Genomic DNA, 15,057 nt, shown 5'->3' with positions numbered 1-15,057 from the left:
ATGACTAAGCTCAATCTACATGGAATGGAGTATTCATATGGACAATGGCGTATTAACGCATATAGATATATATCCTGATCAGGCCCAGTACAAAACCGGTCAATCTGGCAGTATCATCATTGAAGTGGAGACCCGGGAGAAGGCGGTTCTGCAACTGATTATCGGCTTCTGCAAGCTGGAGCAGCAGGTTGCTGAAGAAAGACTTAACATCAGTACGGAACCAGGCGTGAGACAGAGCGTACCCGTTCCCTTGTTCACTGAAGCTACGGAGTGGGCGGGTTACGGGGTTAAGGCTGCAGTTCTGTGCAATGAAGCTGTAGTGTCAACCGCTTATACCTCATACGATATTGCCGATCACTGGAGCCGGGCGCCGAGGTATGGATTTTTAAGCGATTTTCGGAATGAAGAATCCGGAGATGCGCGTGACGTTGACAGCATGAACAAGTTCCACTTGAATGTCATACAGTTCTATGACTGGATGTACCGCCATGATGAGCTGGTTCCGGCAGAGGATGAATTTACCGATCCGATGGGCCGGACGATGTCCTATAAGGTGGTCCGTGAAAAAGTCGCAGCCGTACACGATAAGGGGATGGCTGCCATGGCCTATGGAGCGGTATATGCAAGTCTTAAGGACTTCCTGCAGGCGCGTCCGGAATGGGGATTGTACAACCGCCAGGGAGATCCGTTTCACTTAATAGATCTGTTCTATATTATGGATATTACACCGGATTCGCCTTGGACCGATCATATTGTTGAACAATTCCGTCAGGCCGTACAGGCCGGATTCGACGGAATTCATATGGACCAATACGGCTTTCCCAAGAAAGCCGTACGCCGGATCGCTGGAAAAGAAGAGCTGGTCGATTTGGCGGAATGTTATCGGGCTCTGATTAACCGGACCCAGGCGGCTGTGAAGGAAATTAAGGCAGAGGCCGGGGTTATTTTCAATAATGTGGGTAATTACCCTATAAATAAGACGGCCTCGTCGGATCAGGAGGCGCTTTATATTGAAGTCTGGCCGCCGGTAGTCCGGTTGCGGGAGCTCAAAGGGCTGATTGATCATGCGCGTTCACTCGACCCGCACAAGCCGGTGATCCTCTCCGCCTATCTGCCCTCCTTCTACCCGGAAGCCGGACATGACAAGGAATGGGCGGAGAACGGGGCGCTGCTGACGATGGCCTCCATATTCGCCAGCGGGGGATATCACCTCTTGCTGGGTGAGGATCATGGAATGCTGACGATGCCCTACTATCCCGATTATGCAGTGATGCGGCCTGAATTTGCCACCGAGGTCAGACGCTACTATGATTTCATCGTTCGTTTTGGTGTGCTGATCCATGATGCGCAATTGGAAGATGTGTCTTATACCTATACCGCCGGGGTTAATACCGAGATTACCTTCGAGGGCAATGTCCCTTTTGCACCGAACGGAGATATTGACTCTGTCTGGACGATCATTAAGCGCAAGCCGGGCTATCAGATCCTGCAGCTGATTAATCTTGCCGGGCTTGAAGATGATTATTGGGAGCATGGTAAGAAACAGCGGCCTGAAGCTCAAAATGATGTGGTGTGCACATTGCTGATCGAACAGCCGATTGAATGCATTTATACGGCCAGCCCGGATGATCAGGCCCAGGAAGTGATTGTCCTGGATTACGAGGTAGTTCCTCACGGGCAAGGACTTGCGGCCAGATTCACTTTGCCGTCCCTGCGGATCTGGTCCATGGTTGTAGTTAAATTTAGCTTACAGGAGTGAATGGCTTGAATAATACGAAATGGTGGCAGACAGCTGTAATATATCAGATCTATCCCCGAAGCTTTCAGGACAGCGACGGGGATGGAATCGGCGATCTCCGGGGGATTATCAGCAGGCTGGACTATCTGGAGCAGCTTGGCATTACCGCAATCTGGCTAAGTCCCGTATACAAGTCACCCAATGACGATAACGGCTATGATATCAGCGATTACCAGGATATTATGAACGAATTCGGAACGATGGATGACATGGATGAGTTAATCGAGCAAGCCAAGCAGCGCAATATCCGGATGATAATGGACCTGGTCGTTAACCATACCTCGGATGAGCACCCGTGGTTCATTGAAGCCCGCAAAGGAAAGGATAACCCGTACCGTGACTACTATATCTGGCGTGATCCGGTTAATGGCGGCGTTCCCAACTCCCTGCGTTCAACCTTCAGCGGATCGGCCTGGGAGCTTGACGAAGCAAGCGGGCAGTATTATCTGCATTTGTTCAGCCGCCGGCAGCCGGATCTGAACTGGGAGAACCCCAAGGTCCGTCAAGAGGTATGGGACATGATGAATTTTTGGCTGGATAAGGGCGTCGGCGGATTCCGCATGGACGTCATTGATCTGGTCGGCAAAATCCCCGATCAGGAGATCACAGGGAATGGTCCGAAGCTGCATGAATATCTGCAGGAGATGAACCGGGAGACCTTCGGAGCGCATGATGTTCTAACGGTGGGAGAGACCTGGGGGGTGACTCCGGAAGTAGCCAAGCTTTATTCCAACCCGGACCGCAAGGAGCTGTCGATGGTGTTCCAGTTCGAGCACATCGGTCTGGATCAGCAGGGCGGGGGAGAGAAGTGGGATCTGAAGCCTCTGGATGTAAGCGAATTGAAGCAGGTGCTGGCGAAATGGCAGACCGAGCTGGGGAACGAGGGCTGGAACAGCCTGTTCTGGAACAATCATGATTTGCCGAGAATTGTATCGCGCTGGGGCAACGATAAGCAGTACCGTGTGCAGAGCGCCAAAATGTTCGCCATACTCCTTCACCTGATGAAGGGTACGCCTTACATTTATCAGGGCGAGGAGCTCGGAATGACCAATTATCCGATTGAGGATATCAGCGAAGCGCAGGATATTGAGGCCATCAATATGTATCATGAACGGATCGGGCAAGGATATGCCAAGGAAGCTATCATTCATTCCATTAATGCAAAGGGGAGAGATAACGCCCGGACTCCGATGCAGTGGGATGCTACGCGTAACGGAGGATTTACAACCGGAGAGCCATGGCTGCCTGTACATCCGAATTATGAGGAAATTAATATGGAGGCAAGTCTGAAGGACCCGGATTCGGTGTTCCATTGCTACCGTAAGCTGATTGAACTGCGGAAGCACAACCCGATTGTGGTATGGGGCGAGTTCGAACTGATGACCGGCGTGCCGGATCAAGTGTTCATGTACTTCCGCCGCTATGAAGGACAGACCTGGCTGGTAACGGCCAACTTCAGCGGGGAGCCCACCACACTGGAATTACCGGAGCTGGGTCACGCCGGATTCATTATCGGCAACTATTCCAGAGATGATGTGGATTTCAAGCAGCTGCAATTACGGCCTTATGAAGCTTTTGCTGTCATACTTGCTTAAGCTAACCTGTCTAGGCCTATTTGGAACAAAGTTCATTGCATCAAAAGGATGCCTCCCTGGTAAAAAGGGTGGCATCCTTTTTGTTATTGCTGAGCTTACACCGTCAGCTTATTTGCGGTTGCGGAGGCGTTCCAGCTCGGCTTCCACCGCGCTATTGATGGAAGATTCATGAGCCGCTGCGGCCAGCCCCGCTTGCTCGGCCATTGCTTCCTGCATAGCGATCTTGTCTTCCATCCGCTCGAATCCGCGTGAGGCTGTGCCGTTATTCAGCACCTGGCCGGGATAGCCTGCCGGAGAAGCAGTGCTGTAAGCCTGGGCTGCTTGCTTGATCTCCGCGGCCTTGCGGGCACGTTCAGCCAGCTCGGCTCTTTTGGCTTTGAGGCGCGTATGTTCTTCCTTAACACCGGCAAGCTGTACCTCCAGCGAGGCAAGCGCTGCCTGCGTCTCTTGAAGTCCGGCGGTGCATTCCTGTCCGCTCTCCGTGTAGCGGAGCTTAGCCATTACCGCCAGGCGGGCAGCAGGTTCATTGCCCTCGCTCATGAACTGTACTGCTTCCGCTTCACTGCGCTCTGCGAGCACCTTGTATTCGTAGATCCGGCGCTCCAGCACACTGGCTGCTGCCTTGAGTTCACGCTGTTTGCTTTCGGCATTAGCGATCTTGTCCTCCAGGTCCCGCAGGTATTGCCCGGTCAGCAGGATTGGATCTTCCAGTTTGTTCAGTCCTTCGTGAATAGCGGCCTTGGTTAATGTTGTGATTCTTTGGAATATGCTCATTATAATGATCTCCTTTTTATGTGGGTTGGTTAAGGTATGACGCAAGAATTTAATAGAAGGAATTAGTAGTTGAAGCCGTCATCGAATCCGCCGTAGGATTCCTGGGGAACAATTAGGCTGCCGATGATATACAGAAAGACTACAGTGCCGAAGCTGAATATCGTAGCGACAGCAACAATCAATCTTACGAGGGTCGCATCAACGCCCAAGTAGCGTGCCAGCCCTCCACATAAGCCGGTGAGTTTCTTGTCTGTTACGGAGCGGGTTAATTTTTTTGTCATAATATATCTTCCTCTCATATTAGATGACCGCCGGTGTGGCGTGTTCATTTCCGTTGTCTATGTATGTATTGTACGTAATTATTCATCTTGGCAAAACGGCCTGCAGACTGTTCTTGATTCCCGACCTTAGTCGGGGATGGGGACCGCAATAGGACGGGGAGAGGCCGGGAAAACACTTTAGATGCGCGCAGCCGTGCGGATTTTACACAATGGGGTGCTGAGGTTCATCCGGGGTTAACACTGGAGGATTAGACTGAACTCTAGCGCAGCCTAACTAACATACGGGAGGACTAGCCTCATGGGAATTCACAAGTATTTCCGGTCACTGAATGAGCTGGAGCGCATCATCCGCTGCCCGGGCAAATTCAAATTCGAGGAGCACAGCGTAGCGGCCCATTCCTGGAAGGTCGTGCAATATGCGAAGACGCTGGCCGACATTGAAGAGAAGCACGGCGCGGTGATCGACTGGAAGAAGCTGTACGAGATTACGAGCAGCCATGATTACGGAGAGATTTTTATCGGGGATATCAAAACGCCGGTGAAGCACTCCTCACTCCAGCTCAGATCACTGATCCAGCAGGTGGAGGAGGGCATGATCGACAACTTCATCAAGGAGCATATTCCGGACGAATTCAAAAGCATCTTCTACCAGCAGCTGCGCGAGGGTAAGGATGAGTCGCTGGAGGGACTGATCCTGGAGGTTGCAGATAAGATGGATCAGGTGTATGAGGCCTTCGCCGAGCTGCAAAGAGGGAACACGGAGAAGGAATTCGTGGTCATGTACCGCAATGCGCTGATCAAGATCAAGCATATTGACCTCAAGTGCGTGGATTACTTCCTGGCAGAGATTCTGCCGGATATGGTGAACGAGGAGACGCTGTCTCCGATTGATATCAGACAGATTACGGAAGAGGCGCTGGCTCTGTAGATGAGCTGTGGCTCTTTTTTTGATGCCAGACAGCCGATCCGTTAAATGCAATATGCAGCACAATGGTCAGCACTAGCGACTCCGTCACCTGCGCGAACAGCCCGAAGAAGATCCCTCCGCTCAGCGCGAACAGCATAAACCGGATACTCTCGCGGTTCAGCCGGTAATACTGCAAATGGGAGACGGCGAACAGGAACGCAGTAAGGAGAATAGCGCCGCTGACATCGATGATTCCCGTGGCATGGAGTTGCCCAAGACCCGGATGCTGCGCGAGAATGGGCAGAACCAGCCCCCGGAAGGCAATCTCTTCAAAGATCGGGAAGCACAGCACGAAGTTGACTGTATTATAAGTACCCACTGGATTATAACCGGAGGACCGGGAGATGATCAGGTTCACAAGCAGTATGATAAGGAACAGCGGAAGCACTCTCATCACCTGATGCGGCATGCCAAACGTATAGCTGCCACTCCAGAGAACGCTTCCGGCAATCATGGCGGCTCCCCAATAATAGATTGTATACCGCACCTGTGTTTTAGCGATCAGCCCGAGAACCCGCTCGATGATCCGGTAGGAAAAAGACAGCAGTACAGCAATAACGCATAACTTCAGTAATAGCATGAATGTTAATCCTCCTGAGATGGTGAAAGTGTTATGATAAAGGAAAAATAAGGATGGTGTATTTCTGTTGCAATATTTTAATCTTATACCAATTTCTACTGCATTAGTCTGGTTCAGCGTTCTGTTCCTGATCGTATGGGCTGTCGACTTCTTACAGGGCGGGTCCCACGTACAGCTTCAATCGGGTAGCCTCCGGGAGCGGACTAAAGCCATACTGGCGGATATTCTGATCTTTGCTGCTTTGAACGGCTTGCTTATGTACGTCCTTCATCCCATGAATAATCTGCTGCTGATCTCGCTTGTTGCAGCGGGACTGCTCGTTACATACTACTTGTCTTCAAAAGCGGACAGGAAGCGCTTACCCTTCCGGCCCTGGATCTTGCTGATCCACGTTTTGCTTGGCGTCAGCTTCTACCTGCTGTTCGGTATGCTGCTGATGAGCAAGCTGATCTTTACCTATAACCTTAACATGACGAATCAGTTTGATATACTCTTTTTTGTCTATGGCCAGGACCGGCCGGTGGTGTATGGGGTGCTACTGATTATGGCTGTATTGTATTTCGTAATCGGGAAGCTGCTGCTGCGGCCTCTGTATAGCTGGTGCGCGGTGAATTACTACCTGCCTGCGAGAATGAACATTAAGCTGGTTGGAGGAGAGCTTCTAAGCGGAGTGTATATTCTGCGGGACACTGATAGAAGATTCCTGACAGCGAGCGACAGCCTGAACCCGGGACCGGAGGACAGACTCTACAGGATCAACCGGGAGCGGATAGAGGTTATGGAGCGGGACTCTGAATGAAGTCGCGGGAGTAGCCGTTCGAGTATAATAGAAGAAACATAGAGTATAGACGGGACAGGAGGAGCCGGATGGGACAGACAAGGGAACAATTTAGCTGGGTAGGCAGTAATGAGATGTATTTGGATCAACCCACTACATCTGCATATAAGAGTATGGTTATTGGCCGGTACGGAGGAAACACTGCGGCAGGTGCCAATAAAAATGAAGATGGGGTATATGTATTAAGCGAGCCGGGCGGGGGCTGGGAGTTCGCGATGCTCCTGGATGCGCACAATACTGCAGAAAGTGCTGAACTGCTGGTTCGCACGATCAACGGTGAGGCAGGTGGAATCATCAGACTGCTGGCGCTGCCGGTCCAGCAGGCGTTCCGGGCGCTGGAGTCTTTTTTGCTGGCGATTTTCCAGTCTGAGGCATTTCTCAGCCAGTGTAGGCAGGTAACAGGGGAGACCGCATGCCTGATCTGTGTCCGGATGGAGAATTATCTCTGGTGGTTCTCGGTGGGGGATAATTCGCTCTATCTGCTGCATCCCGAGCTGGCGGCACGCGGGCAATATGCGCTAGGTCAGCGTAATTACTTCGAGTGGATCGGCTTCGTCAACACCTTCGCCCAGCCTGTGGCCTGTTACTCCTCCGGCATCCGCGAGCTGCGGCAGGGCCGCAACATCATCGTGATGACCACGGATGGTCTGCTGGAGGTGGGGGAAAGACTGCTGGAGGACCCGCGCAGGCTGTATGAAGCTTTTACGGGTAGAGAGGATCTGGAGGAATGTGTGGCGGGAGTATTGGCGGGGGTGCATGAACAGCTTGGGCGGGATAGCGCAACGGTGGTGGCCTGGTGCTACTATAATAGTAGAGAAGCTGCGATGCCGAGTGATTGAGGGTTATTTTCGTTTTGCAACACCTGGATGAGGCTGAGAAGAACCTGTACCAAGAGTTTTCTGTGGATGGGCTGGCATAGGACATTCGGCATGAGCCGGATAAGTTTGCCCATTTTCTAAAGTGATGTCTATTATATAATGTAGTAAAGATCAACTTAGATACAAAGCAGGTGATGAAGATGGATTTTACATTAGAAGATATCAAGGATATCTGCGGGGATACCTTTTATAAGCGCGGACGATCTTATTATAATTCGGGGCGGGTAAGCAAGCTGGTTTTGGATGCGGAGAATAACCGCTATACCGCCCAGGTAAAGGGAAGCAGAGCGTATCGCGTGCAGATCGACTTTTATTATAACTTGAATGGAGAGCCAGAAGCCCACTGTACTTGTCCCGCCTATGAGAACTATGACTGCTGTAAGCATGTGGCGGCAACACTCATGGCCATACACGCACTGCAGATCAAGAAACCGGCAGGTAGCGAAGTGCAGAAGCCGGGCTCTGCCTCCGTTGCCTCCAAAAGCAAAGATAAACGCAAATATAACCAGATGGATCTGTTGATTTCCTCACTTGCCGAGATGAAACCTGCTATGAATAGAGAGAAAGCTCCTCTGTTTGAGCATGAAGAACAATTGCAGTTTGAGTTCATCTTAAGCACGCTGTACCAGCAGCCCAGAGGATTTACGCTTGAAATGCGGGTGGGCTATAAACACCGGTATGTTGTGACGAAACTGGGACAATTCCTTGAGCATCTGGAGCAGCGGAAGCCGCTGTATTTTACCAGCAAGTTCACATTTGATGCGGAGCAGCAGCAGATAGGCGCTGCCGACCGGGAATTCCTGGAGGTCATGCTTTTACTCAAAAACTCTGAGAAATTACTTAAACCCAGCCCGAACAGCTATTATAACCCCCCTGAGACTGACGGGAGAACGCTGAAGGTCACTCCGCTGGCCTGGGACAAGCTTAAGCCGCTTCTGCCAGAAGTGAATATTACACTAAGAAGTGTGGGGCACCCGGAGGTTCCTGCTGTTCTTGCGGGCCAAGTCCCGCCGCTTGAATTCTCGATCGGCCAAGGAAAGAAGAAGGATTATGTTCTGACGGCTGCGAATATGGATAAACTTACCTTGCTTGAGGACTATTCTACTCTAATTATGGATGGGCTGATCTATGATGTGGACAGAGCAGCGCTCCGTACAATTGCACTGCTGCAGCAGCAGTTCACGGCCTCCAGCGACATTGCAGTGGCTCCCGGACAAATCGAAGCGGTCGTGCAGCAGGTGCTGCCAGCCTTAAGAAAGCTGGGGAAAGTAAGTGTGGAACAGGCAGTAAGCGAGCGAATTGTGGAGCCTGAACTGCAGGCTAAGCTGTATCTGGATTATGCGGACGGCACCTTAACGTTTCGGCTGGAATTTCATTATGAGGAGATTGTGATCAATCCGCTGGAAGAGAATAGCGTGGATGAAGCGCGCAAGCAGAAAATCCTGATCCGAAATATGCAGCGGGAAAATAAGATCGTTGATATTCTGGACAACTCTCCACTTAGACGGGAACGGCAGCACTGGGTTTCCGTAAGTGAACCGGTCATCTATGAGGCGTTATATGAGCTTGTGCCGGTTTTGGAAGAGGTTGCCGAGCTGTTTGTCACCCCGGCTGTTCAGAGACTTGTGCTGGAGCGTAAAGCTTACCCCAAAGTGAAAGCGGAGCTGAGCGAAGGTCTGGATTGGTTGGATATCTCTTTTGAGCTGGAAGGCTTGAATGAGGAGGAGACTGTTCGGGTCATGCAGGCGATTGTGGAGAAAAGGAAGTATGTCCGCCTGCGCAGCGGGGCTTTTCTGCCCATTGCCATAGACAGCTTCAGCGAATTCGGCACCGTTGCCGAACGGCTGAATCTTAGGCAAAAGGATCTTAAACACTCGGTAATCCGCCTGCCCTCCGTACAAGCTCTTCAGCTTCCAGAGCGGGGCCATGGCTTCAAGCATACAAAGTGGGGCAAGTCGCTCCGGGAATTCCTGGACCAGCTGCGGGAACCGGACAGTCTGGAATTCGAGCTGCCCGCTGAGCTGAAGCCGGTTCTCCGGGATTATCAGGCTCGAGGCTTCCAGTGGATGAAGACGTTGTCCAAGTTCAGGTTCGGCGGAATTCTGGCAGATGATATGGGCCTCGGCAAGACCATTCAGAGCATTGCTTATATCACCTCCGAGCTGGCTGAGATGCCGCCTAAGGTACAAGGGAGAGCTCCGGTGCTGATACTGTGTCCGGCTTCCTTAACGTATAACTGGAGCCATGAGTTTGCCCGGTTTGCACCAGCAGTCAACGTACTGGTGGCGGCAGGTCAGAAAGAGGAGCGCAGTGGACTGCTGGAGAGTAAGGCCATGGAAGAAGCAGATGTGATTATTACCTCTTACCCTCTTCTCCGCAGGGATATTGAGCTGTATGCCGGCACAACCTTTCATGCTCTAATTCTGGATGAAGCCCAGGCGATCAAAAATTCAGCTTCCCAGACGGCCCAAGCGGTTAAATCGCTTAAGGCTGCACGGAAATTCGCTCTGACGGGCACACCGATTGAGAATTCGGTGGATGAGCTGGAAGCTATTTTCAGCACAGTCTTCCCGGCGCTGTTCACCGGACGATTGACCTTCAAGGAGCTGCCCGCCGGACGTATCGCCAGCATCGTGTCCCCCTTTATTCTGCGGCGGCTCAAAAAAGAGGTTCTGGAGGAGCTGCCAGACCGCATTGATACTGTACAGCACACAGAGCTGCTGGACGAGCAGAAACAGGTATATCTCGCATACTTATCGAGGCTCCGTGACGATACCGAACAGGATCTGCTTGCGGACGGATTCCACAAGAGCCGGATGAAGATTCTAGCCGGAATCACCCGCCTGCGGCAAATCTGCTGCCATCCGTCGCTGTTCCTTGAGGATTATGCGGGCGGCTCCGGCAAGCTGGAGCAATTGCTGGAGATTGTGCAGGAATGCCGTGATTCCGGCCGCAGAATGCTGGTGTTCTCGCAATTCTCCAGTATGTTAGCGCTGATCCGGCAGCGCCTGGAAGAAGCGGGAGTTCAGCCCTTGTATCTGGATGGCTCGACGCCGGGCAAGGAGCGGGTGGAGTTGTGCAGGCTTTTCAACGAAGGTGAAGGGGAAGTGTTCCTGATCTCGCTTAAGGCGGGTGGAACGGGGCTGAATCTGACTGGAGCGGACACGGTGATTCTATATGATCTGTGGTGGAATCCGGCAGTCGAGGAGCAAGCCATCGGCCGTGCACACCGGATGGGGCAACGGAATGTGGTCCAGGTGATCCGGCTGATCACCGAAGGCTCCATTGAGGAGAAGATGCTGGAGCTGCAGCAACGCAAGAAAGGTCTCATCGAAGAGATCATCGAAGCTGGCGAGAACAAGACGACCCGGCTGTCGGAAGAGGATATCCGCGAGTTGCTCCGGGTGTAGGAGGCCCGTACCTATTTTCCCCGTACATGCACTTCTAGGCACCTACCCACATACAATAAAAGGACCATGAACCCGTTGTTCTCCTAACTGATCGGTTTCATTGTACATGTGCGGGAGGTGTCGCCAAGTTGCCTGGAATCATAAGCACGATTGCGCTGCTGATCAAAGAACTGACGCTGCTGGTATCTTACGTAAGGAACAACGCTTTTCCCCAGCCTCTATCGGAGCAGGATGAGAGCAAATACTTAGGCATGATGGCCGAGGGAGATGCCAAGGCACGGAACCTGCTGATCGAGCATAACCTGCGGCTGGTTGCCCATATAGTGAAGAAATTCGACAACACCGGCGAAGACATGGAGGACCTGATCTCCATCGGCACCATCGGCCTGATCAAGGCCATTGAGAGCTACCGCCCGAACAAGGGCACGAAGCTGGCTACTTTTGCGGCAAGATGTATCGAGAATGAAATCCTGATGCACTTACGTTCGCTGAAAAAAACACGTAAAGACGTATCCCTCCACGATCCGATCGGAACGGATAAGGAAGGCAACGAGATCACCCTGATCGATATCCTCGGCTCTGAGGCCGATGATGTGATTAAAGAGGTCGATCTGAAGATTGAGAAGAGCAAGATCTATCGGAATCTGGACATCCTGGATGACCGGGAGAAGGAAGTCGTCGTCGGCCGCTTCGGACTGGACACTGGCGGAGAAGAGCGGACGCAGCGGGAGATTGCGAAGGAGCTGGGGATCTCGCGGAGTTATGTGTCAAGGATAGAGAAAAGGGCACTCATGAAGTTGTATCATGAGTTTTATAAGGTGAAGCGGTGAGTTTATCGAGTCTGTCTTTTTGACAGGCTCTTTTTTGTAGAAATTAAAACATGTAGTCTGTGAAAATAAGGATCTTTATCTAAAATAAATGATTTTATGTTATAATTTGGAGGGGTGGTTAATACGAGCGTGAGATAAGCCTTTCTGTTAAGCGGTCAATACATGAATAAAAAACATGTGAAAAAGGACAAAAGGCGCTGTATATGTTATTAGGATACTCATTAAAATAAGAAAGTAGGTCGTACGTGTCAAAGAAATTACTTGAGGTACATAAACCCTTATTGTCTACTTCCAATGTATATGGAACGCTTCTTTCCATAATTTCTGACGATGAACGGATAAGACCATGGATCTATTCTAACTTTATACAAATCAGATACGTCATTGACTGGGATGTATATTTTTTTGATAACCATGATTTCCTGATTGATATTTGCCCTTACATTAACAAGTCAACCCTGGATAGATCTTTAATCACACAATGGACCTCTTTTAAGGATTTTATAATTCATGCAATAGATAATGATTTTTATGTGTGGTGCCATTTAGACCGTTTTTATATTCCCGGATATGATGAGTATCTTAAACAGAGTAATTTTCATGAAACGCTGATATATGGATATGATATTAATGAAAATACAGTATATTTTTCAGACAATATGGCAGATGGAGCTTTTAAAAATTCAACGTGTTCTTTCGAGATTATTGAGGCTGCAAATAAAGAGGTTTATAGGGAACGCAACTTTATTTCCAGAGTGATACTCCTGAAGAAAAACAATAAGACGGATAACTATACTATCAATAGAGAATACATTATTGATGGATTGCAGCGTTTGCTATTTTCCAAACGGAGTTTTGACTTAATTAACAATGAAGTTCTATGTATCTATGGATTAGATGTCTATCATCATTTGAGTTCTCGTATAACGAACCGGAAGGAGGATTTGCCGAAGCTTGACATCAGGGTATTTCATTTGCTCTGGGAACATAAGAAGCTTATGGTCATGCGATTGGAGTATTTAAACCAAATTTCATGTTTAGTGAATGCCCAGGATTTAGTTAAGGAGTCTAAGGCTTTAGATGTTAAGAGCTATATCACAAGAAACATGGTCCTAAAATATAATATGAAGCCTAATAAAGACAGCCTGGAAAGTATTAACCGGGAATTAATATCCATAAGGAACAATGAACAGATTCTGTTGGAGCGTATTCTGACAAGAATTTAATTCATATATTTATATAATTAACATTTCATCCCTTTTATGACATGTATCACGTCTAAAGTATGGAAAAAGGCTTATAGTTTTTATAAGAAGTATTTTCTATTTCTATGGGTTTGAATATGAAAGGAGATACTCATGAATATTAAAGACATCGTTCGAACCAGCATATTGGAATGTATACATTTTAATATGAGTGAAACGGATTTCTCAGATGAAGTAAGTTTGGGCGAAACAATCGGACTGGATTCAATGAGCTACATCCAAGTTGTCGTTACTATTGAAGATAAGATCGGGATTTCCTTGTCGGATGAAGTATTAAATATTTATGAAGTTAAGACATTCTCCGATTTATGCCGGGCTGTGGAAAAGAGTATAAGTGAAGGTGAAAAAATTGGCCAGACTTGAGGATTTATTGAAAAAGAATAAGTCCACTTTTATTTGTACAGACGAAGCTTTGGCTTTAGATGGAGAATCTCTCTATGAGCGTTCCCTGCGCTGCAGAGCTTATCTGCAGGAGAACGGAGTCACAGTAAACAGCAGAGTTATTGTGATAAGCAGAAATTGCACGGACTTTATTATTAAGCTATTTGCCGTACTGGGTTTGGGAGGCGTCGTAATTCCATTAACACATAATACGCCATCTGACATTATTGAGGAAAGCATTGATCTTACACTGCCCGGGTGTATATGTATTTCCAGTGGAAGAACCGATGTATCATTTTCATGCAGAACCATCCAGATTAATTACGAAGATTACAGGCATAAACCGCTTTTGGAGCCTGCTTCAGGCTTGAGCGATGACAGCATTGCTCTGGTAATGATGAGCTCAGGGACGACTGGCAGAAGGAAAGGCATTGCCTTAACACACAAGGCGATATACAGCAATATACAAGGGATAGTAGAATATATGCGGCCTGCCCCTACAGACAGGTTTCTGACCTTGAAAAATTTCACACATGTCTCCGTACTAGTCGGCGAAATACTGACATGTATTTATTCAGGGGCACATTTATTTGCTCCAGATCCGTACTGCAGTATGGCTAAGATGCTGCAAAATATCAAACATTATGCGCCCACGTTCTTATTTGCGAATCCGCAGCTTCTGAAACGCTTAAAGGATTATACGAAGAAGACGGGAAGCGATATCCGGGTCAGAACCATTTACACAAGCGGAGCAGTATTGAGTGGTACCGAGGCTCAGGAACTAAGCGCAGTATTTGCTGGCAGTAAGATTCTGAACGTATATGGCTTAACTGAAACGGGCCCCCGGGTTACTGCGCAGACGGACTCTAATGATGCAAAGTACGGTTCAGTAGGCAGACCAATAAAGGATACGATCCTTTATATTAAAAACGGGAATTCTCAAGAACAATGCAGTTCACATGAAGTGGGGGTGATATGTGTCAAAAGTCAAAGCCTCATGTCCGGATACGTGCATTCCAATTTTAAAATTCAATATATAAATCAGAATGATTTTTTTGAAACAGGCGATTTAGGATATTTAGATGATGATGGCGACCTATTTATTCTCGGGCGAGCCAACGATACGATTAATGTATCCGGGAATAAAGTAAATCCTGTACTTGTTGAAGAAACGATTAGAAGGCTTGAGGGTGTGGAGGATTGTATTGTATTCGGGGTTTCAGATCAGGTCTATGGCAGCAGAATAGTATGTCTATTGGCAGGGAATATACAAGATGTTAAGGAGCATATACTTATTCAGTATTGTAATTCAACTCTGTTTCCGCATGAACGGCCAAAAGAATTTATAGTTTCTATGAGTGTTCCGGTAAATGAACATCAAAAGAGGTCGCGATATTGGACCGCAAAGCTTTATGAGGAGGGCGCCCTCCAATATAGAAGGTTACCTTTTTAGGAGCATG

General features: G+C 48.9%; 13 protein-coding genes. 10 read left to right on the top strand and 3 right to left on the bottom strand.

What is annotated here, in order from left to right; translation table 11 throughout:
* The first annotated feature begins 19 nt into the window (after positions 1-19).
* Together MKY96_RS21625 and MKY96_RS21620 are read left to right on the top strand one after the other, a co-directional pair.
* Positions 20-1,759, top strand: a complete 1,740-nt coding sequence (locus tag MKY96_RS21625; RefSeq protein ID WP_340943176.1) for a glycoside hydrolase family 66 protein — start codon at positions 20-22, stop codon at positions 1,757-1,759.
* Positions 1,760-1,764: 5 nt separating this feature from the next.
* Positions 1,765-3,393, top strand: a complete 1,629-nt coding sequence (locus MKY96_RS21620; RefSeq protein WP_340943175.1) for a glycoside hydrolase family 13 protein — start codon at positions 1,765-1,767, stop codon at positions 3,391-3,393.
* A gap of 108 nt (positions 3,394-3,501) precedes the next feature.
* Here the strand turns inward: MKY96_RS21620 and MKY96_RS21615 are convergent, their stop codons facing one another.
* Together MKY96_RS21615 and MKY96_RS21610 are read right to left on the bottom strand one after the other, a co-directional pair.
* Positions 3,502-4,167, bottom strand: coding sequence for a PspA/IM30 family protein (locus tag MKY96_RS21615; protein WP_340943173.1), 666 nt, complete (start codon positions 4,165-4,167; stop codon positions 3,502-3,504).
* Positions 4,168-4,229: 62 nt separating this feature from the next.
* Positions 4,230-4,448 carry a PspC domain-containing protein gene (locus tag MKY96_RS21610; RefSeq protein WP_340943172.1) on the bottom strand — a complete coding sequence of 73 codons (219 nt, stop codon included), beginning with the start codon at positions 4,446-4,448 and terminating at the stop codon, positions 4,230-4,232.
* Between the two features lie 298 nt (positions 4,449-4,746).
* On the opposite strand from MKY96_RS21610, the gene MKY96_RS21605 reads away from it, so the two are divergent.
* Positions 4,747-5,376, top strand: a complete 630-nt coding sequence (locus MKY96_RS21605) for a YfbR-like 5'-deoxynucleotidase (protein ID WP_036691104.1) — start codon at positions 4,747-4,749, stop codon at positions 5,374-5,376.
* On the opposite strand, the gene MKY96_RS21600 is transcribed toward MKY96_RS21605, so the two are convergent.
* Positions 5,351-5,995 carry a CPBP family intramembrane glutamic endopeptidase gene (locus MKY96_RS21600; protein WP_340943170.1) on the bottom strand — a complete coding sequence of 215 codons (645 nt, stop codon included), beginning with the start codon at positions 5,993-5,995 and terminating at the stop codon, positions 5,351-5,353. The two genes, MKY96_RS21605 and MKY96_RS21600, sit on opposite strands and share 26 nt — an antisense overlap.
* Before the next feature lie 274 nt (positions 5,996-6,269).
* Between MKY96_RS21600 and MKY96_RS21595 the strand changes: the two genes are divergently transcribed.
* The 7 genes from MKY96_RS21595 (at position 6,270) to MKY96_RS21565 (ending at position 15,050) form a co-directional block, all read left to right on the top strand.
* On the top strand, positions 6,270-6,794 hold the full coding sequence (locus MKY96_RS21595) for a hypothetical protein (protein ID WP_340943169.1): 525 nt from the start codon (positions 6,270-6,272) through the stop codon (positions 6,792-6,794).
* 68 nt (positions 6,795-6,862) lie between these two features.
* Positions 6,863-7,672 (top strand): protein phosphatase 2C domain-containing protein, encoded by an 810-nt coding sequence (locus MKY96_RS21590; RefSeq protein ID WP_340943168.1) that lies wholly within the window; start codon positions 6,863-6,865, stop codon positions 7,670-7,672.
* 179 nt (positions 7,673-7,851) lie between these two features.
* Positions 7,852-11,121, top strand: coding sequence for a DEAD/DEAH box helicase (locus MKY96_RS21585; protein ID WP_340943167.1), 3,270 nt, complete (start codon positions 7,852-7,854; stop codon positions 11,119-11,121).
* A gap of 128 nt (positions 11,122-11,249) precedes the next feature.
* On the top strand, positions 11,250-11,951 hold the full coding sequence (sigK, locus tag MKY96_RS21580; protein ID WP_036691086.1) for an RNA polymerase sporulation sigma factor SigK: 702 nt from the start codon (positions 11,250-11,252) through the stop codon (positions 11,949-11,951).
* Positions 11,952-12,196: 245 nt separating this feature from the next.
* The gene (locus MKY96_RS21575) at positions 12,197-13,177 is read left to right on the top strand and encodes a hypothetical protein (protein WP_340943166.1); all 981 of its coding nucleotides are present in this window, start codon (positions 12,197-12,199) and stop codon (positions 13,175-13,177) included.
* A gap of 132 nt (positions 13,178-13,309) precedes the next feature.
* Positions 13,310-13,579 (top strand): acyl carrier protein, encoded by a 270-nt coding sequence (locus tag MKY96_RS21570; RefSeq protein ID WP_340943164.1) that lies wholly within the window; start codon positions 13,310-13,312, stop codon positions 13,577-13,579.
* Positions 13,557-15,050: a class I adenylate-forming enzyme family protein gene (locus MKY96_RS21565; protein ID WP_340943162.1), complete on the top strand. Its 1,494-nt coding sequence runs from the start codon at positions 13,557-13,559 to the stop codon at positions 15,048-15,050. The genes MKY96_RS21570 and MKY96_RS21565 overlap by 23 nt, the downstream gene beginning before the upstream one ends.
* Positions 15,051-15,057 lie beyond the last annotated feature (7 nt).

Source organism: Paenibacillus sp. FSL R7-0302, assembly GCF_038006885.1.
GTDB lineage: Bacteria > Bacillota > Bacilli > Paenibacillales > Paenibacillaceae > Paenibacillus_AQ.
This window is presented reverse-complemented; position numbering and strand designations above follow the sequence as displayed.

Excerpts from the sequence above, each read along its gene's own strand:
- MKY96_RS21610 (WP_340943172.1), bottom strand. The coding sequence starts at position 4,448 with ATGACAAAAAAATTAACCCGCTCCGTAACAGACAAGAAACTCACCGGC.
- MKY96_RS21570 (WP_340943164.1), top strand. The coding sequence starts at position 13,310 with ATGAATATTAAAGACATCGTTCGAACCAGCATATTGGAATGTATACAT.
- MKY96_RS21600 (WP_340943170.1), bottom strand. The coding sequence starts at position 5,995 with ATGCTATTACTGAAGTTATGCGTTATTGCTGTACTGCTGTCTTTTTCC.
- MKY96_RS21625 (WP_340943176.1), top strand. The coding sequence starts at position 20 with ATGGAATGGAGTATTCATATGGACAATGGCGTATTAACGCATATAGAT.
- MKY96_RS21590 (WP_340943168.1), top strand. The coding sequence starts at position 6,863 with ATGGGACAGACAAGGGAACAATTTAGCTGGGTAGGCAGTAATGAGATG.
- MKY96_RS21595 (WP_340943169.1), top strand. The coding sequence starts at position 6,270 with ATGAATAATCTGCTGCTGATCTCGCTTGTTGCAGCGGGACTGCTCGTT.
- MKY96_RS21615 (WP_340943173.1), bottom strand. The coding sequence starts at position 4,167 with ATGAGCATATTCCAAAGAATCACAACATTAACCAAGGCCGCTATTCAC.
- MKY96_RS21605 (WP_036691104.1), top strand. The coding sequence starts at position 4,747 with ATGGGAATTCACAAGTATTTCCGGTCACTGAATGAGCTGGAGCGCATC.
- MKY96_RS21585 (WP_340943167.1), top strand. The coding sequence starts at position 7,852 with ATGGATTTTACATTAGAAGATATCAAGGATATCTGCGGGGATACCTTT.